18 protein-coding genes are annotated in these 19,052 nt (G+C 36.8%); 10 read left to right on the top strand and 8 right to left on the bottom strand.

Annotated features, from left to right (window positions below):
• Nucleotides 1-9 precede the first annotated feature (9 nt).
• Nucleotides 10-609, top strand: a complete 600-nt coding sequence (locus tag JN11_RS09905; protein WP_144912140.1) for a DUF502 domain-containing protein — start codon at nt 10-12, stop codon at nt 607-609.
• Here the strand turns inward: JN11_RS09905 and JN11_RS09900 are convergent.
• The 3 genes from JN11_RS09900 to JN11_RS09890 all read right to left on the bottom strand — a co-directional run bounded on the left by JN11_RS09900 (nt 606) and on the right by JN11_RS09890 (nt 4,233).
• Nucleotides 606-1,820: a TCR/Tet family MFS transporter gene (locus JN11_RS09900; protein WP_144912138.1), complete on the bottom strand. Its 1,215-nt coding sequence runs from the start codon at nt 1,818-1,820 to the stop codon at nt 606-608. The two genes, JN11_RS09905 and JN11_RS09900, sit on opposite strands and share 4 nt — an antisense overlap.
• A 129-nt stretch (nt 1,821-1,949) precedes the next feature.
• Complete coding sequence (locus JN11_RS09895; RefSeq protein ID WP_144912136.1) at nt 1,950-2,657, bottom strand: LOG family protein; 708 nt, start codon at nt 2,655-2,657, stop codon at nt 1,950-1,952.
• A gap of 61 nt (nt 2,658-2,718) precedes the next feature.
• A complete protein-coding gene (locus tag JN11_RS09890; protein WP_144912134.1) occupies nt 2,719-4,233 on the bottom strand; it encodes a sodium:solute symporter in 1,515 nt (504 codons plus the stop codon).
• Nucleotides 4,234-4,416: 183 nt separating this feature from the next.
• Between JN11_RS09890 and recR the strand changes: the two genes are divergently transcribed.
• Genes recR through JN11_RS09875 form a run of 3 tightly spaced genes read left to right on the top strand, consistent with a single transcriptional unit; the run spans nt 4,417 to nt 6,672 of the window.
• Nucleotides 4,417-5,034: a recombination mediator RecR gene (recR, locus tag JN11_RS09885; RefSeq protein ID WP_144912132.1), complete on the top strand. Its 618-nt coding sequence runs from the start codon at nt 4,417-4,419 to the stop codon at nt 5,032-5,034.
• 2 nt (nt 5,035-5,036) lie between these two features.
• Nucleotides 5,037-5,870, top strand: a complete 834-nt coding sequence (locus tag JN11_RS09880; protein ID WP_144912131.1) for a glycosyltransferase family 2 protein — start codon at nt 5,037-5,039, stop codon at nt 5,868-5,870.
• The gene (locus tag JN11_RS09875) at nt 5,857-6,672 is read left to right on the top strand and encodes an SDR family oxidoreductase (protein ID WP_144912129.1); all 816 of its coding nucleotides are present in this window, start codon (nt 5,857-5,859) and stop codon (nt 6,670-6,672) included. Before JN11_RS09880 ends, JN11_RS09875 begins: the two co-directional genes overlap by 14 nt.
• A gap of 54 nt (nt 6,673-6,726) precedes the next feature.
• On the opposite strand, the gene JN11_RS09870 is transcribed toward JN11_RS09875, so the two are convergent.
• Complete coding sequence (locus tag JN11_RS09870; protein ID WP_144912127.1) at nt 6,727-7,674, bottom strand: ion channel; 948 nt, start codon at nt 7,672-7,674, stop codon at nt 6,727-6,729.
• A 290-nt stretch (nt 7,675-7,964) separates the two neighbouring features.
• Between JN11_RS09870 and trpD the strand changes: the two genes are divergently transcribed.
• The 5 genes from trpD to JN11_RS09845 all read left to right on the top strand — a co-directional run bounded on the left by trpD (nt 7,965) and on the right by JN11_RS09845 (nt 14,009).
• A complete protein-coding gene (gene trpD / locus JN11_RS09865; protein ID WP_144912125.1) occupies nt 7,965-8,954 on the top strand; it encodes an anthranilate phosphoribosyltransferase in 990 nt (329 codons plus the stop codon).
• 1 nt (nt 8,955) lies between these two features.
• A complete protein-coding gene (locus JN11_RS09860) occupies nt 8,956-9,582 on the top strand; it encodes a phosphoribosylanthranilate isomerase (protein WP_144912123.1) in 627 nt (208 codons plus the stop codon).
• A complete protein-coding gene (gene trpB / locus JN11_RS09855; RefSeq protein WP_211360719.1) occupies nt 9,582-10,763 on the top strand; it encodes a tryptophan synthase subunit beta in 1,182 nt (393 codons plus the stop codon). Before JN11_RS09860 ends, trpB begins: the two co-directional genes overlap by 1 nt.
• A gap of 101 nt (nt 10,764-10,864) precedes the next feature.
• Nucleotides 10,865-11,632, top strand: a complete 768-nt coding sequence (gene trpA / locus JN11_RS09850) for a tryptophan synthase subunit alpha (RefSeq protein ID WP_144912479.1) — start codon at nt 10,865-10,867, stop codon at nt 11,630-11,632.
• A 286-nt stretch (nt 11,633-11,918) separates the two neighbouring features.
• A complete protein-coding gene (locus tag JN11_RS09845; protein ID WP_144912120.1) occupies nt 11,919-14,009 on the top strand; it encodes a hybrid sensor histidine kinase/response regulator in 2,091 nt (696 codons plus the stop codon).
• Nucleotides 14,010-14,025: 16 nt separating this feature from the next.
• Here the strand turns inward: JN11_RS09845 and JN11_RS09840 are convergent, their stop codons facing one another.
• From JN11_RS09840 to JN11_RS09830, 3 genes are all read right to left on the bottom strand, one after another.
• A complete protein-coding gene (locus JN11_RS09840) occupies nt 14,026-14,646 on the bottom strand; it encodes an L-threonylcarbamoyladenylate synthase (RefSeq protein ID WP_144912118.1) in 621 nt (206 codons plus the stop codon).
• A 129-nt stretch (nt 14,647-14,775) separates the two neighbouring features.
• Complete coding sequence (locus tag JN11_RS09835; RefSeq protein ID WP_144912117.1) at nt 14,776-15,312, bottom strand: YceI family protein; 537 nt, start codon at nt 15,310-15,312, stop codon at nt 14,776-14,778.
• Between the two features lie 193 nt (nt 15,313-15,505).
• Nucleotides 15,506-16,594 (bottom strand): aromatic ring-hydroxylating oxygenase subunit alpha, encoded by a 1,089-nt coding sequence (locus tag JN11_RS09830; protein WP_144912115.1) that lies wholly within the window; start codon nt 16,592-16,594, stop codon nt 15,506-15,508.
• Between the two features lie 168 nt (nt 16,595-16,762).
• Here JN11_RS09830 and JN11_RS09825 point away from each other — a divergent pair, with 168 nt between their 5' ends.
• Nucleotides 16,763-17,887: a metallophosphoesterase family protein gene (locus tag JN11_RS09825; protein WP_144912113.1), complete on the top strand. Its 1,125-nt coding sequence runs from the start codon at nt 16,763-16,765 to the stop codon at nt 17,885-17,887.
• A gap of 6 nt (nt 17,888-17,893) precedes the next feature.
• Here the strand turns inward: JN11_RS09825 and JN11_RS09820 are convergent, their stop codons facing one another.
• Entirely contained in the window at nt 17,894-19,048 is a 1,155-nt protein-coding gene (locus JN11_RS09820) for a hypothetical protein (RefSeq protein WP_144912111.1), read from the bottom strand.
• Nucleotides 19,049-19,052: the final 4 nt, after the last annotated feature.

The raw sequence follows: 19,052 nt of genomic DNA, 5'->3' as shown, positions 1-19,052 counted from the left end.
TAATACCAGATGAAAAAGATAGCCACGGCCTTATTAAATTACTTTGTAAAAGGACTATTAGTAGTCGTACCGCTTGGGGCAGCCTTTTTTTTGATATTTTGGGCAGTCAGAAGCATTGACAATGCCCTTAACCTGAGTGACATTTTCTGGCCCGGGTCAAAAACGGGGAAACCCATATATATTCCTGGTCTGGGCATTTTAAATGTACTGTTGGTTATTTTTATTGCGGGGATTTTAATAACAAACGTAGTTACCGATCCTATTAAGCGCTGGTTTAACCGCTGGCTTAACCGTTTGCCCCTTTTCAAATTCCTGTATTCATCCATAAAAGATTTAACAGAAGCTTTTGTAGGCGAAGAGAAAAAGTTTAATGAGCCGGTTTTGGTGGAGGTAAATGAATTCGGACTAAAAAAAATCGGCTTCCTGGTTCAAAAAGACCTGTCATCCTTAAATTTACCCGGCGAAGTAGCCGTTTATTTCCCTTACTCCTATTCGTTTGCAGGGCAAGTGGTTATCATTTCAAGTGACAAAGTAAAACACATTGATAAAAGTGCTGCCGATATGATGAAGTTTGTAATATCCGGCGGTGTTAGTGGTTTAAACGATTAAGCTTTTTTAAAGCTCCGGACAGTAATAACAGTACTGACAAGCATCAATATAGCACCCAGAAGATACGGCGCACCTGGAAAATAAACAGATGATGTTTTTTTTGTAAAAAAGAAAAACACATAGCTAAACAAAAGAGGTCCAATTATCAGGCTTATGCTGTTTAAAATAGCAAAGGCCCCCTGTAGTTCTCCCTGTTCGTTTTGGGCAACCTTATTACTTGCTATGCCTTGTAATGCCGGGCCCGACAATCCTCCCAAACAATACGGGATCATAAACAAATAAAGCATCCAGCCCTGGCTGGCAAATGCTATAAGTATTAATCCGATAGCGTAAAAGATCAGCCCTGCTATAATATTTTTTTGCTGGCCAAATTTGGGCACTGTATACCTGATGAGTCCTCCTTGTATGCCAACCAAAACCAAACCTATAAATATCCCCAGGGTACCAACGCTGGCTGGAGTCCAGTTAAATTTTTCATACACAAAAAACGAAAGCAGGTATTCCACCGCCTTTTGGGCGATATAAACTATCGCGGTTGCACCCAATAAACTCGCCAGGGCTGGTTGTTTTTGATAGATTCTTAACAAGGCTAAAAATGGATTGGCGCGCTTCCATTCAAACTTCCGGCGATGCTCTGGCGTTAGTGATTCAGGTAAGACAAACAAGCCGTAAAGCCCATTGCTGAATGCAAAAGCACCGGCTGCAATAAAGGGTAATCTTAAATTAATGGCCGAAAGGTACGCACCAAGCGCAATCCCAAATATCAGCCCCACAGCAGAGGCGGCACCTACTAATCCAAAATTAGCGGCCCTTTTATCACCCGTACTTACATCGGCAATGTATGCAGTAGCGGTGGATGTGCTGGCACCGCAAATACCTGCTATGGTACGCCCAACAAACAACCATAAAATAGTTGGTGCAAAAGCCATCACCATATAATCAATACCAAATCCAAATAGTGAAATAAGTAAAATAGGCCTGCGGCCAAATCGGTCGCTCAGGTTACCCATAATACTTGCAAATATCAACTGCATGGAGGCATACACAAAGGTTAACAAACCGTTATATCTGGATGCCCCGCGTACATCAATATGCCCTAGTATTTGCAGTAATTTTGGCAAAACGGGAATAATAATCCCTAATCCCAGCACATCAATAAAAATGGTAATAAATATAAAACCGAGTGCTGCAGATTGTTTAGTTTTTGCCATATTGATGAGAAATAACCATTTTGCTAAAAAGTTTTAATCCGGTTAAAAATAAATAAGCAGGTAAACACTATAAGTGATAGACCTGCTTATTAAAAATGATGTTCAATACTTTTTAAATGGTTGTATTAATTAAAAGTTCGGTTTAAGAACGTACTTATCATAAAACCTGAAGATGTGCTCAGCAGCCTCTTCTGCAGTATCAACCACGCGGTACAGGTTTAAATCATCCGGATGAATATTATGCTCTTCGTTAAGCATCTTTTCTTCCACCCAGTTAAAAAGCCCTTTCCAGTAATCAACGCCGACAAAAACAATCGGGAACCGGGCAATTTTCCCTGTTTGAATTAGGGTAATCGCTTCAAATGATTCATCCATCGTTCCAAAACCTCCCGGCAGGATAATAAATCCTTGCGAGTATTTCATGAACATTACCTTACGGATAAAAAAGTAATCAAACTCCAGTATCTTATCCCTGTCAATATACTTATTATGAAATTGCTCAAACGGCAATTCAATATTCAATCCTACTGATTTACCCCCGGCTTCATAAGCGCCTTTGTTTGCAGCCTCCATAACACCCGGGCCGCCACCAGAAATTACACCATATCCCCGTTCAGTTAATAAACGGGCCGCATCTTCTGCCAGCTTGTAATATTTATTATCATTCTTGGTACGTGCTGAACCAAATATAGAAACACATGGCCCTATCTTAGCTAATTTTTCAAAGCCATCCACAAATTCGGCCATTATCTTAAATATCTGCCATGAATCAGTAACCTTTATTTCCTGCCAGTTTTTGTTCTCAAACGCTTGTCTTATTTTATCTTCACCTGTCATATTATTTTATTAGTCCGGATGTCGGTAATATCCGGTAGATGTTAATTAATTTTCAAAAATACTATATTCCTGCCTCATTAAACCTTAAAGATCTTTGATCTCCCCGTCTTTCAGATTTTTTGGATGTAAGCAGCAATCCACCAAATGTAATTAAACCGTTAACTATTATCAGTTCGTTATCAAAAACATATCCCCCCAGTAATTGAGCTGAATGTGTACTCAAATAATAACAGATTGCCGGTGATATTAAACAGATAAACGGCACAAGCTTATCATTAACCTGTCTGTTGCTCATAAATAACCCAAAAGAGTATAAACCAAGCAATGGCCCGTAAGTATATGATGCGACCTTAAATATAGCACTCACCACTGCCCCATCATTAATTGAATTAAATATAATAATGGTTAAAAACATACAACCTGAAAAGGCAATGTGTACATAATGGCGCATTTTTACCATTTTTTTACTGTTCAAGTCTTTATTTTTATTAAAACCTAAAAAATCAACACAAAAAGAAGTAGTAAGCGCTGTTAAAGCCGAATCTGTTGTAGCAAAAGTAGCCGCTGTTAATCCCAGCATAAACACCATTGCCGGTACAACACCCAGATATTTTAAAGCAATGGTAGGATATAAATAGTCTGTTTTTTCAACCTTTATGCCGTAACGGGTAGCATACAGGTAAAGCAATGCACCTACACTTAAAAAGAAAATATTGATCACCACAAAAACGGCTGTAAAGCTGAACATGTTCTTTTTTGCTTCGCGGATATTTTTCAGACTCAGGTTTTTTTGCATCAAATCCTGGTCAAGGCCGGTCATGGCTACGGTAATAAACAGACCGCCAAAAAAGGCCTTTGCAAAATGAAATTTGCTGGTCAAGAAATCATTAAAAAAGAAAATTTTTGAATAGCTGCTGTTCTTAATGGCATCGGCTGCTTCAAAAATATTGTAGTGCAAACTCTGGCATATAAAATAGATAGATAAAAATACCGATGAAACTAAAAACAGTGTTTGCAGACTATCCGTAATAATAATTGTTTTTAAGCCGCCCTTAAAGGTATATGACCATATTAATACCAAGCAAATGAGCCCGGTAACAGCAAAAGGTATATGGTAACTATCAAAAATAAATTTCTGTAATACAATAACTACCAGATACAGCCTGAATGAAGAACCGATTATGCGGCTAATGGAAAATATTCCGGCAGCAGTTTTGTAGCTCCATTTTCCCAATGCTCCTTCAATATAACTGTAAATGGATGTTAGCTGCAATCGATAATAAAGCGGCAATAAAACGGTTGCAATAACTATAAAGCCTGCAGCATTCCCTAAAACGAATTGGAAGTATTCAAACTGATCACCGGTTATAGCACCAACTTTTCCGGGAACAGAGATAAAAGTTACCCCACTTAAGGCGGTACCAATCATCCCAAAAGCTACCAAATACCATTTTGAGTTGCGGTTGGCTACAAAAAAAGTGTCATTATCAGAAGACTTACGAGAGGTTAACCACGATATAACCAGCAACACTAAAAAATAACCTATTATGAAAGAGAGTAATATTCCGGGAGACATGTTTTTATTTTAGTCCGGATTCCGTAAAATCGGTAAAGCCCGGAGAGATGTTTAACAGTAAATAGTTTTCCTGCCGACAAGTTATGTATAGTACTTTATTAAACAAAATAATTTCAATGCCATTAATAAAATGGTAGCCATTCCATACTTCCTGTGTTTCGGACTATTCACTATCTTCGCAACATGAACTTTTCATCAAAGTTGCTGGAAGATGCTGTAGCCGAATTTGCTAAATTACCGGGAGTTGGTCAAAAAACTGCTTTACGCCTTGTATTGCACCTGCTTAATCAGGATAAAAGCGATGTGGAAAAATTTAGTGCTTCTATAAGTAAACTGCGTAACGAGATTCAGTTTTGTGAGGTTTGTTTAAATATATCTGATCATACCATTTGCCAGATCTGCGCTTCACCTAAACGTGACCATAGTGTAATTTGTGTGGTAGAAGATACCCGTGATGTTATGGCTATTGAAAATACCAATCAATACAATGGCGTATATCATGTTTTAGGCGGATTAATTTCCCCTATGGATGGCATTGGCCCATCAGATCTACAGGTAGATTCATTGGTTGAACGCCTTAAAAACGATGAAGTAAAAGAAATTATTTTTGCTTTAAGCGCCACCATGGAAGGTGATACTACTATATTCTATTTACACAAACGATTAAAATCATTCGATATAACCATTTCAACAATTGCTCGTGGCATAGCTTTTGGTGGTGAATTAGAGTACGTGGATGAGATCACCTTAGGGAGGTCTATCACTACAAGGGTTCCGTATACTAATTCATTATCCAAGTAATTATGAAATTATCTGTAGTTGTAGTTAATCACAATGCTTGCGCATTGTTAAAACAAGCGTTAAATTCATTTATCATTGCCTGCAAAAATATTGATTATGAGATAATTATAGCAGACAATGCATCTACAGATAAATCATTGGAAATGGTGGAAACTAATTTCCCTGATTTTAAAGTTGTTACCAACGAAACCTATACCGGAATTGCAAAAGCAAATAATAAAGCTTTACAATTATGTACAGGGGAGTATATTTTACTGGTCAATGCGGATACAATTTGCGGCAAAGACTCTTTAGAAAAAATGATAGTCTTTATGGACGAACACAAAGATGCTGGAGGTTTGTCTGTTAGAATGCTTAATCCACAGGGGCGTTTTTTACCCGAATCTATACATGGTTTAAATAATACATGGGGCGCATTTTTAAAATTCATTGGCTTTGCTAAATTTTTATCAAAAACCCGTCTGTATGATCGTAACCGTAAAGACTGGGTTGAAGAGTTTCAGATTTCAGAAATAGACATTTTAAGCAGCGACTGTATGTTTATTCGCAAATCGGTATTAAATGAAATTGGTTTGTTTGACGAACGTTTCTTTATGTACGGCCATAATATTGATCTGTCCTACCGGATACGCGTTGCAGGATTCAAAAATTATTATTTCCCAAAAACATATTTTATCAATTTAGAAAGTAAAGAGCTGGAGAAATTAAGCTGGAGTTACATTAAGTATTTTTATGGTGCAATGGTTATATTCGCCGTCAAATATTTAATAAGGATGCCCGAAATAAGAATTCAGGGTATTCCCCAGCTATTCCATTCCACTTATGAAGTTAAATGATAAAATTGTAGTCATCACCGGAGCCTCTTCAGGTATAGGAAAATCATTAGCTATTGAATTTGCCAAACGCGGTGCTAATCTTGTTTTAGCTGCCCGCCAGTATGTTACACTGTGCCAATTAACAGAAAGCATTGAAAAACAATACGCGGTAAAAGCAATTGCCGTTCAGTGTGATGTTACCGTTGAGGAAGATTGCCGTCACTTAATTAAACAAACCCTTACTACTTATGGCCGCATTGATGTTTTAATTAACAATGCCGGCATTTCTATGCGGGCTTTGTTGAACGATGCTGGTGTTGATGTATTAAAATCAGTTATGGATGTTAATTTTTGGGGCACAGTATATTGCACAAAATATGCATTGCCAGAAATTTTAAAAACAAAAGGAAGTATTGTTGGCGTATCCTCTATTGCTGGTTACAAAGGATTGCCAGGTCGTACTGGCTATTCGGCATCAAAATTTGCTATGAATGGTTTTCTGGATGCTTTAAGAGTCGAAAATCTTAAAAACGATATTCACATTTTAACTGCATGTCCTGGTTTTACCGCATCGAACATTCGTAATACAGCTTTAGACAAAAATGGAATTGAGCAGGGAGAAAGCACTCTTCACGAAGAAAAGATGATGACTTCAGATGAAGTTGCCAAAATCATTGCAGATGGCGTTGAAAAAAGAGCCAGAACATTAATTATGACCACACAAGGAAAACTGGTTGTTTTTCTGAGTAAGTTCCTGCCTGGCCTTTTGGATAAAATGGTTTATAATACTATGGCGAAAGAAAAGAACAGCTTGTTGAAATAACCATAATGGTTTATATGTTAATCGTAATTTAGCATATAAACCCTCCTATTCCCGCTAAACTTCAATCAATTCATGATCATTAATCTTGCTTAAATCAAGTATTATTCCTCCATCCGCATCCCGGTTAAATATAGGTTTAAATTTAGCGCCCCAAATAACATCATCATATTGATAAGATGTACGGGCATGTACTGTTTGCGAAAAAGTATCATCAAAGGCCCTCAGCAAAATGGTAAAACCCGCTTCTGATTTTTCCAGGTCATCCAGTGTCATATCAACCAGGGGGCTATTTTCATCAAGCGGATGCACAACAGTCCAGTTTAAAGTAAGCACACTTACTTTACGTCGTTCAAGCTTGAGCGGGTAAAATCGGCGGAGTGTTTTGCCATCAACCGTTTCATTAAAAGAAAACATAATCTCAATATCCAGATCAATAAGCATATTCCGGCGTAAATTCGCTAACCTGAACATCAACCCCCTGCTTTTTTCCAGGTATGGCGCTATTAAAATATTTTTACTGAATGCTATCTGGGCAGATGGTCTTGAAAAACGACCATAAAGCAAACCTGTAGCCAAAGCAAAAGCAAGTAAACCCATCATTGATTCTAAAGCAGCTATGCTGTTGGATGCCATCCCTCTCGGACTAATATGTCCATATCCCACAGTGGATATAGTCTGTGCCGAAAAAAACAAAGAATCCATAAAATGATGAAAGGTGGTATTACCCGATGTACCATCCAGGCTTCCGGGCCCACAGAGCATATAGATAAAGGCAAATAAGATATTAATGATCAAATAACCGCTTACTACCAAAACCCAGAACTTTGTCCAGCTCATGGTAATTAAATTATGGTAATTATTTGCTGTATTAAAAAATGGCAGACCAACCCGTTTTACGTTTGGCGTTCCATCCTTATTAATTAAAGGCTGGTTTTTAATTACCGGCTGGGGTCCAAAGCCAAGATCATCTTCAGGGTTTATTTTTTGATTATGAATAGCCATAGTTGCTTGTTTGTTTCCGGAAAGTCCTAATGATAGAATAATGATTAAAGCTAATAATCCTCAAACTATTCAAATCAATTACTAATTAATTGAACTTTCCATGTAAAAATATCATTCTGCTTGCTTTTAGTAAAAACTATTTCCATATTTGTGCCATTAAACAACAAATGAAAGTATTAAACAACAATTGGTGGTGGCTTAACGAGTAATCGTAAGGCAATTCCATTTTTGTTTTTTTAACATATTCAGAAGGGTTGCCAGTTTTGGTAACCCTTTTTTTATACACTAAAATGAAACAGATTTTAAACCATCTTTTTGAACACAAAACCTTTAGCCGCGAGCAATCAAAAGATATTTTGACAGCTATTGCTCAAGGTAAATACAATAACTCGCAAATGGCAGCCTTTATGACTGCTTATTGCATGCGTAGCATTACTGTTAACGAGTTGGAAGGCTTCCGCGATGCCATGCTGGAGCTCTGTTTGCCAATAGACCTGGAAACAGATCAATTAATAGACCTTTGCGGTACCGGCGGTGATGGTAAAGATACTTTTAATATATCAACCCTTGCATCATTTGTAGTGGCTGGTGCTGGGTACAAAGTAGCTAAACATGGTAATTATGGTGTTTCCTCAGGTTGTGGTTCGTCAAATGTGATGGAGTTTTTAGGCTATAAGTTTACTAATGATGGGGATAAGCTTAAAACCAATGTCAATGATGCTAACATCTGTTTTCTACACGCTCCGTTGTTCCATCCTGCAATGAAAACGGTGGCTCCTATCCGCAGAGAACTCGGTGTAAAAACCTTTTTTAATATGCTGGGCCCATTGGTCAACCCGGCAAAGCCCGAAAATCAGCTGGTAGGTGTGTTTAACCTTGAACTGGCAAGGGTTTATGCTTATTTGTACCAAAAATCAAATACCCGTTATACTATTTTAAATGCTTTGGATGGTTACGATGAAGTTTCATTAACCTGCGATTTCAAAACGTTTTCTGCCGAAGGTGAAAGAATTAACAGCATTGAAGAGTTGGGATTTGAACAACTGGATCCGAAACAAATATTAGGAGGAAGTACTGTAAGCGAATCGGCCGGTATTTTTATGACGGTATTGAATGGGGAGGCTACTGCTGCCCAAAACAATGTTGTATTATGCAATGCTGCCCTTGCCATCAAAACTATTAATCCTGAAAAAAGCTTTGCAGATAGCTTTTATGAAGCAGAAGAAGCACTGATTAGCAAAAAAGCATTAAGAAGCTTTAGAACTTTGGTGGAGAACTAAAATGAAAATAAAAATTTGCGGTTTAAAAGACCCCGAAAACATAAAAGCAGTTGCCGCATTAAATCCTGATTATATGGGATTTATATTTTATGGCAATTCACCCAGGTTTGTAGATAACCTGCCATCAGATGAACTTGAAATAATCCCGACCTCAATTAACAAAACTGCAGTTTTTGTAAATGAGGACATGGATACTATAAATCGTTTAATCGATCAATACGATTTTGATTTTATACAGCTTCACGGTAATGAGACCCCGGCATTTTGCAAAACACTCAGAAATAAAGCCATAGTGATCAAAGCATTTGGTATAGACAATGATTTTGATTTTAAACAATTAGATAAATACAAAAACAAGGTTGACCTGTTCCTTTTCGATACTAAAACAAAGGCTCACGGTGGCTCGGGCATTATGTTTGATTGGAATGTGCTAGATAAATATGAATTAGATATCCCTTTCTTTTTAAGTGGCGGATTAAGTTTGGATAATCTGGATGCTGTAAAAAGTATTTACCACCCTCAATTTTATGGTGTAGATCTGAACAGCAAGTTTGAAACTTCGCCGGGAATAAAGGATATAAAAAAATTAGAACAAGCATTTGATATCATTAAACAAAATATAGACTGATGAATTACGGAGTTAATGAACATGGATATTATGGAGATTTTGGGGGCGCTTACATTCCCGAAATGTTGTATCCCAATGTGGAAGAATTGCGCCAGCAATATTTATCCATTATAAATGATCCGGGCTTTAAAGCCGAATTTGATAATCTTTTAAAAGATTATGTAGGCAGGCCATCTCCCCTGTATCACGCTAAAAGATATTCAGAGAAATATGGTGCAAACATATTTTTTAAACGCGAAGATTTAAATCATACTGGTTCGCACAAAATTAATAATGCCATTGGACAGATCCTTTTAGCCAAACGCCTGGGTAAAAAACGCATCATTGCAGAAACTGGCGCAGGGCAGCATGGCGTAGCCACTGCTACTGTTTGTGCGTTAATGGGTATTGAATGTGTGGTATACATGGGCGAAATTGATATGGCCCGCCAGGCGCCAAATGTTTCCCGTATGAAAATGCTGGGCGCCAAAGTTGTTCCTGCAACTTCTGGAAGTAAGACCTTAAAAGATGCTACAAATGAAGCACTGCGCGACTGGATAGGTAACCCGGTTGATACCCATTATATTATAGGTTCGGTAGTTGGCCCCTACCCTTATCCGGATATGGTAGCACGTTTTCAATCAGTTATATCATTCGAAACCAAAAAACAGCTACTGGAAAAAACAGGTAATGAATTACCACAATATGCAATAGCCTGCGTAGGCGGTGGTAGCAATGCCATGGGTATGTTTTATTATTTTTTAGATGATGAAAGCGTAAAACTGGTTGCCGTTGAAGCTGCGGGTAAAGGTGTTGAAAGCGGACATTCAGCAGCCACTACTTTCCTTGGCCGCGAGGGCGTTTTACATGGCAGCCGTACCATATTGATGCAAACAGATGATGGCCAGGTAGTTGAGCCTTACTCTGTATCAGCGGGTTTAGATTATCCGGGAATCGGTCCGCAACATGCGCATTTATATAAAATAAAAAGGGCCCAATATGTAAGTATTACTGATGATGAAGCTATGCAGGCCGGCTTGCTTTGTTCACAGTTGGAAGGCATCATTCCAGCCATTGAAACGGCACATGCTCTGGCGCAACTGGAAAAAATGCAATTCAAAAAAGATGATAACGTAGTGATTTGTATTTCGGGCCGTGGAGATAAGGATCTGGATACTTATATAAAATATTTTGGATATTAGAAGTCAATGGTCGATAGACCATAGACGATAGCAAAGGCAATAAATACAATAAAAACATACCATAGGCTATGGTCTATCGACTATGGACAAAAAACAAAGACATGAACCGTTTAAATCAACTTTTCAATTCAAAAAAGGATAATTTATTATCTATATACTTTACCGCAGGTTATCCTGAACCCAATACAACGCTTGATATTGCCGAAGCATTGGAAAAAGCTGGAGCTGATTTCCTGGAGATAGGTTTTCCTTATTCTGACCCTGTTGCTGATGGCCCAACCATACAACATAGCTCAGAAGTAGCACTGGAAAAAGGCATGAATCTGCATCTGTTATTTGATCAATTGGCTGATTTACGCAAACGCGTTACCATACCGATACTGTTAATGGGGTATGTAAATCCAATGGTTCAGTACGGTGTAGAAAACTTTTGCAAAAAGGCTGCCGAAGTAGGTGTTGATGGCGTCATTGTACCCGATTTACCTATGTATGAGTACGAAACCTTATATGCTGATTATTTTAAGAACAACAATCTGAGCAATATATTCCTGGTTACCCCTCAAACATCAGATGATCGTATCCATAAGATAGATGAGTTAAGTAACAGCTTTATTTACTTACTTTCATCATCATCAATTACCGGTGGCAATTTGCAGGTATCTGTAAACATTGAAGATTACTACAAACGGGTTAAAGCTATGCATTTAAAAAATCCGGCCATTATTGGTTTCGGCATTTCAGATAATAAATCATTTAAAAAAGCAACGGAATATGCTGCCGGGGCTATTGTGGGTAGCGCTTTTGTAAAACTGCTGGGAACAGAAAATTATTTAGAAAAAATCCCTGCATTCATCAAATCAATAAGATAGATTCAGCAATAAAACCCCACTGTTTTGAGTAAATTCTGTATCTATTCACGCGTAATTGTAAAAGGGATTAGTGAGTATTTACCCCTTCCTTTCAAACTTTCATTAATTACAAGCTAATTAATGAAAGTTCCAATTATCAGTAATAATGTCAATATTGACAATAAATAAGCACTTTTAACAAAACATTAAAAATACTTATCACATAAAGCCGTTTCGCATAACTATTAATTAATAGTTTTCGTATAATATATAACTAAACGTTATTTTTATACCTAAATCCTTTAAAATGGTAATTTCTTTTTTTCAAAAAAGGCTTAAAGACATCTCCATTGCCAGAAAGTTGTATTTCACAGTTGGTATAATGGCCTTATTAGTCACCATTGAATTATGCACACTATGGTTTGCCATTAGCACCTTAACTTCTGTCAGAGCTTTTGTAAATGGTGAGGGATTATGGTCGAAAGCACAAAAAGATGCCGTTTACAGCTTGCAAATATATGCCCATTCACATAATGAAAAGGATTATAAGGATTTTCGGGATTTTTTAAAGGTGCCGTTTGGTGATAACAGGACCCGGCTCGAATTATTAAAGCCCAAACCCGATTTGCAGATTGCCCGCCAGGGATTTATTGATGGCCGCAATGAACCCGTTGATGTAGATGGAATGATTAGCCTACTCAGGCGCTTTTATAGGGTATCATACTTAAGTAAGGTAATTGTTATTTGGGGACAAGCCGAACAAACAATGGAACAATTGATAGCTATCAGTGATAAGCTTCACGCAATGATACTTTCCAAAACAGTTTCTCAGGACGATATTGACAAGGAGCTTGCTAAAGCAGAACTTATAAACAGAAAACTCACCAAACTTGAAGATGATTTTTCATTTACACTTGGCGAAGGTTCTCGCTGGCTCGAAAACATTGTATTACGGTTATTGCTTACTTTATCACTTACCATAGGTTCTACCAGTATATTAATAACTATTTCTGTAAGCCGTAGTATTGAAAAGGGTATAAAGGCCATAATTGACGGAGCTACCCTCATCGGTAAAGGATCATTAGAAACCAGAGTAAAGGTTTATTCGCGTGATGAAATTGGCATGCTTGCAAGGTCCTTTAACCAGATGATAGAAACCCTTGAGCATAACATGCGCAATATACATGAGCTTAAAGAGGCCGAAGAAAAACTTAAAAAAGAAAAAGAAAGGGCCGAAGCCTCCGAGAAAACCAAACAGCTTTTCCTGGCCAAAATGAGCCACGAAATCAGGACGCCGATGAATGCGATACTTGGTTTTGCCAGATTGCTGGAAGAATCGTTAGAAACCAAAGAACAGCAGGAATATATCCACATCATTATTAAATCAGGCGATGACCTGCTGGTTATTCTGAACGATATTCTTGACTTTTCAAGAATGGAAGCCGGTAAAATTGTTTTTGAAAATATACCATTCAATTTGAGGGATATTATCCATACCACCATACTAATGATGGAACCCAAATCAAAACAAAAAGGTGTTGATCTTAAATGTTATATTGATGAGCGCGTTCCTGAAATGGTAATTGGTGATGCTGTCCGCCTAAATCAAATATTGCTTAACCTGGTTTCAAACGCAATAAAATTTACTGAAAAAGGAGAAATAAAAATTTCCGTAACCTTCGTTGAAGAAAATACAGATAACATTTCCCTTGCATTTAGTGTAAAAGATACCGGTATTGGAATCCCGCTTGATAAACAGGAAAAAATATTTGAAAGCTTTGAACAGGCAACCAATGACACCGCACGTAAATTCGGAGGATCAGGGCTTGGGTTAAGTATTGTAAAGCAATTGGTAAAATTACAGAACGGAGAAATATTTTTAAATAGCAAACCCGGTTTTGGATCAGATTTTCAGTTCAACCTCACTTTTCTGAAGTCCACAGATAAAACAAGCATTACAGTTCCAGTGCAAACAGAAATATTAATTCAAAAAGGTAAAGGCATTAATATTTTAGTTGTTGAAGACAATATGATAAACCAAATGCTTGTGATAAAAGTGCTGAAAAAACAAGGTTTTAAAACCGATGTGGCCGAAAATGGATTAATTGCGCTAGAAAAACACTGCAACAGTAACTTTGATATTATTCTGATGGATTTACAGATGCCCGAAATGGATGGTTATGAAGCCACACGTAAGATACGGGAATTAGAGACTGACAAAAAGGATATACCTATTATTGCAATGTCTGCCCATACGTTTAAAGGCGAATACGAACACTGCATTGAAATAGGCATGAATGATTTTATCTCTAAACCATTTGATACCAAAGAACTGTATGAAAAGATACATAAACTGGTAATAAAAAAAGAAGGAAGTTTAACACCATCCTCCAGTTGAGACGCATACATTAAAATTACAAATACATCTCCAACTCGCCTTTACCTTCACGGATGATCTCAAAGTCACCATTTGTACAATCCACCACTGTTGAGGGTATATTTTCACCATAGCCGCCATCAATGACAATATCAACCATATTTTCATACTTCTCGTAGATCAATTCAGGATCGGTTGAGTATTCAATGATCTCGTCGTCATCTTTTATAGAGGTTGACAGAATAGGATTACCCAAAATCTTTACAATTTCACGGGCTATATTGTTATCGGGCACCCTTATACCTACCGTTTTTTTGTTGGAACTTAACAATTTAGGTACGTTATGATTGGCATTAAAAATAAAGGTAAATGGACCTGGAAGCGCCTTTTTTAACACCCTGAAAGTTGTATTATCTATAGGCTTGATGTAATCAGAAATATGACTTAAATCATAACAGATAAAAGAAAAATTGGCCTTATCTGGTTTAATATTTCTGATCCTGCAAATAGCCTCAATAGCTTTGTGATTGGTAATATCACATCCAAGACCATAAACAGTGTCGGTAGGGTAAATAATTAAACCGCCCTTGCGCAATACATCAACAACCTGTTCTATTGCTTTCGGGTTAGGATTTTCAGGATAGATTTTTATAAGCATGATGATATTACAAATATACCGCAATAAGTTGAAGACAAAAAGCCATTTGCTTCCGCAAATGGCTTTTGATATGGGGCTTGTCATATAATTGAGAGCAAATCGATGCCATCAACATTATCAAATCAACAATTATTTTTGTTTTGCAAACTGGATGTTAATAAGCAATTTTATATCCTCACCAACAACAACAGAACCAGCTTCAGTTATACCTTCCCAGGTTAAACCAAAATCTTTACGGTTAATTTTACCGGTAACTTCAAAACCAGCTTTTGTATTGCCATAAAAATCATCAGTTGAACCACCAAATTCAGCATCAAGCGTTACCGTTTTGGTAACACCTTTTACAGTAAGATCGCCTGTTAATTTAAATTCATCATCATCAGTTTTTTTGAATGAAGTTGATTTAAAAGTAATTTGAGGAAACTGAGCTGCATCAAAAAATTCAGCTGATTTTAAGTGCTCATCTCTTTGTGATTGATTAGTATCAATACTATCAATGTTTAATGCGAAGTAAATATTTGCATTCTCAAAATCGTCGTTCTCAGTTTCAAGGGTCCCTTCAAAACTTTTAAAAAAACCACTTACAGTTGAAATAACCAGGTGTTTTACTTTAAACTGAACTTCTGAGTGCATTGGGTCAATTACCCATTTTGATGTTGTTGCCATGATTTTATTTTTTGATTGTTTTTCGTTTTGTTTTATTGAGAACAAATATAGATAAATAGATGTTTAAACATATAAATTCAGCATTAAATTTACACTCACTATACAAAACTTTATTTGTTAACCATTAACAGCTATTTTTGTTATATAAATATTGAAATATTGCTATCAAAAAATGCATTTATTAAGGGCTTTATTATTTATTCATAAACTCGGCCAATATCCTATGGAAATGATGTGTGCCTTGTTCCCGGGTTACGGAATACCGCCCATTTTTGTAAAAGCGAGACCGAACTCCGCGCTGAACATTTTCTACAATTTCTTCGTCCTCTTGTTCAACTTTATCCAGCCCTGCTCCCGCCCCTTTATTCAGTTTTGATTCATCCCACACATAAGTGTAAAAACATACCTTACACTCACCAACAGATAATGGTTCCACTACATTTACTGAAAGCCCCCAGGGATAAAAATTAAACATCATATTGGGGAATACCCAAAAATAGTAAGCAGCTATATTCTTACCATAATCTGGCGATGAAACCGGCAAATCAAAACAGTCTTCATCAGTTTTTGCAATACCAATCTGCAGGCTGGAGTATGGAAAAAACAACTCGGTAGCATATTCACCAAAATCAATCACAGCATTTAAACCTGCATGTACAAATGGAATATGAAATCCTTCAAGATAATTTTCACAATAAAGGGCCCAATTCGCTTTTACCTTAAAAACCCTGGATAAAGCCGGTTCAAACTCAAAATCATCCAAAGGCATCCAGCCCACTCTCTCCATCATATCCCGAAAGAATAGTTCATAAGGGTATTGCGGATCAATTGCAGTAAATAACCATTTGCTCCACTTAAATAAGTTCAGACGGTGTAAATCATCTGATGCTGCAGGAAAATCTTCTACCTCCTTAAATTCAGGCATTGAAATAAATTTTCCATCCAAGCCAAACATACGCCCATGATAGCTGCATTTTAAGCTATTGGTTTTACAAACTTTATCAACAACCAGGTTTCCACGATGGGTACATACATTTGATAAAATACTCAGCTCATTTTTTTTATCTCTTGTAAGTAATAATGGTTCATTTATATAGTTTTCTAATAAAATAAATGGGTACGCTGATCCGTTTTCACTTACCAGTTCCTCACTGCCAATAAATTGCCACGAAGTAGCAAATAGCTTCTCTTTACATTCTTCAAACACCGCAGCACTGGTGTAAAAATCAGCATTAATGGTCTTGGCTTTCGCAATATCAGGATCAATAAAATAGCAGGGCATAAATATTTAATAGATAATGTAAATTAGTTAATTACCATGAAATTAATGGAGTTACTATGTTAATAAATAACAATTGCTGCTAATTTATAGTGGTATTTAGTCATTTATTTACAGCTGAAAACTATATTTGCTTTAAACATCCCTTAACGTTTAAGCTTTAAATTTTAAATGCCATCATTCTCCACTAACCCTCGTAAAAGACCCGTTTTTAAAATTGCTGCTATTGATGATCAGGAGAAATTCCGTCCGCTACCACCTCCGGTGGGCTCTTACCCCTACCATTTAGTACTTGAAGAATTAAAGCCAAATCTGCCGGAAAACAAAATGGTTTTTCACATTTGTGGCGATACCGGTGGTATTACACTTCCAACTTTTCAGCACCAGGTGGTAAGCGAAATGATGAAGCAATATGATGAAACAATTGTAGAACAAGATAAGCCGCAGTTCTTTTTTCATCTGGGCGACCTGGTTTACAATTTTGGTCAGGAACATAAATACTACCCTCAGTTTTTTGAGCCTTTTAAAAATTACCCTGCACCTATATTTGCAATATCTGGTAATCATGATGCGGATGTTGATGCTAATGATCCGCTTAAACCTAAAAGTCTCGATGCTTTTTTAAAAGTGTTTTGTGATACCCAATCAAGACCTATTCCATTTGCGGGAGATACCAATTTTAAAAGCAATATTCAGCCTAATATTTACTGGACGCTGGAAACACCCTTAGCCAATATTATTTGTCTGTACAGCAATGTGCCAAGGTTTGGAACTATTACCCCCGAACAAAAGGACTGGTTTGTTGAAGAGCTGAAAAAAGCCGGAAATCAGAAAAATGAAAAGGCAATAGTTATTTGTTTGCACCATTCAGCATATTCTGCAGATACCAATCATGGATCGAGCTTGCGCATGCAATTATTTTTGAATGAGTGTTTTGAGGATGCAAATGTAATACCTAATATTGTTTTAAGCGGACATGTTCACAACTACCAACGATTTAGCAAACATTATCCTGATGGAAAGGTACTGCCATTTGTAGTAGCCGGAGCCGGTGGTTATGCACAACTTCACGCTATTGCCCCATTAAATGATGCTGAATTTCCAGACACCAGTAATTACCTGGATAATGTTTTTCTTGAAAAATATTGTGATAATAAGCACGGGTTCTTAAAAATTGCTATTGAAAAAACAGCAGATCAATTTAACCTTTCAGGTAACTACTATACTATACCTACCGAAGGCACATTAAATGAGCAAGCTTCATTATTAGATTCTTTTACCATAAATTTGAAATAGGCAGGTTTAATTGGCAGGAATCAGATCGTTATAAATAAACAAATCATCCTTGTTTCCGGTATCTGCATTAGTTACTTTTCCCTGTAAAACGCTCTGGCCTGTATTTCCTGGATTATTACCATGACCAAGGGGCCATTTGCCAGCTGTACCTGATATATTAATACCACTAATTACGGCTGCATTCAGGCCAAAATCGGTACAGTTATTTTTATTGAGGTTGTATTTTTCATGGTCATACTGTTTAACCAAATCCAGAACCTTTTGAAACCTTCTTTTTGAAATAAATTTCCCTATTACCTCATCCCAATCGTGCATTTTATCATTCTTAAATTCGGAAGTTGATGATGGGAAAATAGGTGTTGCTGATAAAATATTATCTTTCTGTGGATAAAAGCCAAATGATCTGGCAACATAGGTTGAATCTGAATTGTATTTGATGAGTGTAATAAATGTATGTCCTACCCTATTTATTTTTACAAACACTTTAGGTTTACCTGATACCGGCTGTTGAATATGAATCAGCATAGCGTACTTAACCGCAGTTTTACCATCATTAAAAGGACTAACAATATCATATTCAGGTATTGCCCTTGATTTAACCTCTTTTCGGTCGTGATTATAAAAGTCACTGTCGGTTTTCAAAAGTAAACTATCGCGATTATTAATGGCTAAAAGACCAGTAACATCAACTGAACTATCAGCATCTTTTTGTTGCAATGATGTTGTGCTATCATTACTTGATTGTTTAATGAAATGTCCTTCCTTATAAATATCATCGTAAGGCAAAATGGTTTTAAAATAACACTTCATTACCAGCGGATATAATTTCAACCTGGCAAATGCTGTTGCCATATGCAAGTAAAGCTTCGATCCTGAACGGGTGTCTTTTAAATTTTCATCTGCATTTATCTTTCTTAAAAACAATAACAGTGCCTTACGGCTTGGTTTTTTATCAAAACTATTCTCCAGATCGTTTAATAATTTTAACTCTTCGTTATTGTTGCTTACAGCTAAATCACTATTACTTGAATGAGTTATAGTTGATTTCAAACCTGCATCTATTGCTGCATAATCATAATGTGTTGTGGTTTGAGCATACAACGGAACTTTGATACATATCAAAATCAGAATAATATACAACCACTTTACGTGCATGTTCATTTAT

Source organism: Mucilaginibacter frigoritolerans (genome assembly GCF_007830615.1).
Classification (GTDB): domain Bacteria; phylum Bacteroidota; class Bacteroidia; order Sphingobacteriales; family Sphingobacteriaceae; genus Mucilaginibacter; species Mucilaginibacter frigoritolerans.
Note: the sequence above shows the minus strand (reverse complement) of the source record. Positions and strands in the feature narration are given on the sequence as shown.

What these genes read in the sequence shown, in the direction of transcription:
- JN11_RS09880 (WP_144912131.1), top strand. Translation starts at nt 5,037, where the DNA reads ATGAAATTATCTGTAGTTGTAGTTAATCACAATGCTTGCGCATTGTTA.
- JN11_RS09845 (WP_144912120.1), top strand. Translation starts at nt 11,919, where the DNA reads ATGGTAATTTCTTTTTTTCAAAAAAGGCTTAAAGACATCTCCATTGCC.
- JN11_RS09860 (WP_144912123.1), top strand. Translation starts at nt 8,956, where the DNA reads ATGAAAATAAAAATTTGCGGTTTAAAAGACCCCGAAAACATAAAAGCA.
- JN11_RS09890 (WP_144912134.1), bottom strand. Translation starts at nt 4,233, where the DNA reads ATGTCTCCCGGAATATTACTCTCTTTCATAATAGGTTATTTTTTAGTG.
- trpB (WP_211360719.1), top strand. Translation starts at nt 9,582, where the DNA reads ATGAATTACGGAGTTAATGAACATGGATATTATGGAGATTTTGGGGGC.
- JN11_RS09895 (WP_144912136.1), bottom strand. Translation starts at nt 2,657, where the DNA reads ATGACAGGTGAAGATAAAATAAGACAAGCGTTTGAGAACAAAAACTGG.
- JN11_RS09825 (WP_144912113.1), top strand. Translation starts at nt 16,763, where the DNA reads ATGCCATCATTCTCCACTAACCCTCGTAAAAGACCCGTTTTTAAAATT.
- recR (WP_144912132.1), top strand. Translation starts at nt 4,417, where the DNA reads ATGAACTTTTCATCAAAGTTGCTGGAAGATGCTGTAGCCGAATTTGCT.
- JN11_RS09870 (WP_144912127.1), bottom strand. Translation starts at nt 7,674, where the DNA reads ATGGCTATTCATAATCAAAAAATAAACCCTGAAGATGATCTTGGCTTT.
- JN11_RS09905 (WP_144912140.1), top strand. Translation starts at nt 10, where the DNA reads ATGAAAAAGATAGCCACGGCCTTATTAAATTACTTTGTAAAAGGACTA.
- trpD (WP_144912125.1), top strand. Translation starts at nt 7,965, where the DNA reads ATGAAACAGATTTTAAACCATCTTTTTGAACACAAAACCTTTAGCCGC.
- trpA (WP_144912479.1), top strand. Translation starts at nt 10,865, where the DNA reads ATGAACCGTTTAAATCAACTTTTCAATTCAAAAAAGGATAATTTATTA.
- JN11_RS09840 (WP_144912118.1), bottom strand. Translation starts at nt 14,646, where the DNA reads ATGCTTATAAAAATCTATCCTGAAAATCCTAACCCGAAAGCAATAGAA.
- JN11_RS09820 (WP_144912111.1), bottom strand. Translation starts at nt 19,048, where the DNA reads ATGAACATGCACGTAAAGTGGTTGTATATTATTCTGATTTTGATATGT.
- JN11_RS09835 (WP_144912117.1), bottom strand. Translation starts at nt 15,312, where the DNA reads ATGGCAACAACATCAAAATGGGTAATTGACCCAATGCACTCAGAAGTT.
- JN11_RS09875 (WP_144912129.1), top strand. Translation starts at nt 5,857, where the DNA reads ATGAAGTTAAATGATAAAATTGTAGTCATCACCGGAGCCTCTTCAGGT.
- JN11_RS09900 (WP_144912138.1), bottom strand. Translation starts at nt 1,820, where the DNA reads ATGGCAAAAACTAAACAATCTGCAGCACTCGGTTTTATATTTATTACC.
- JN11_RS09830 (WP_144912115.1), bottom strand. Translation starts at nt 16,594, where the DNA reads ATGCCCTGCTATTTTATTGATCCTGATATTGCGAAAGCCAAGACCATT.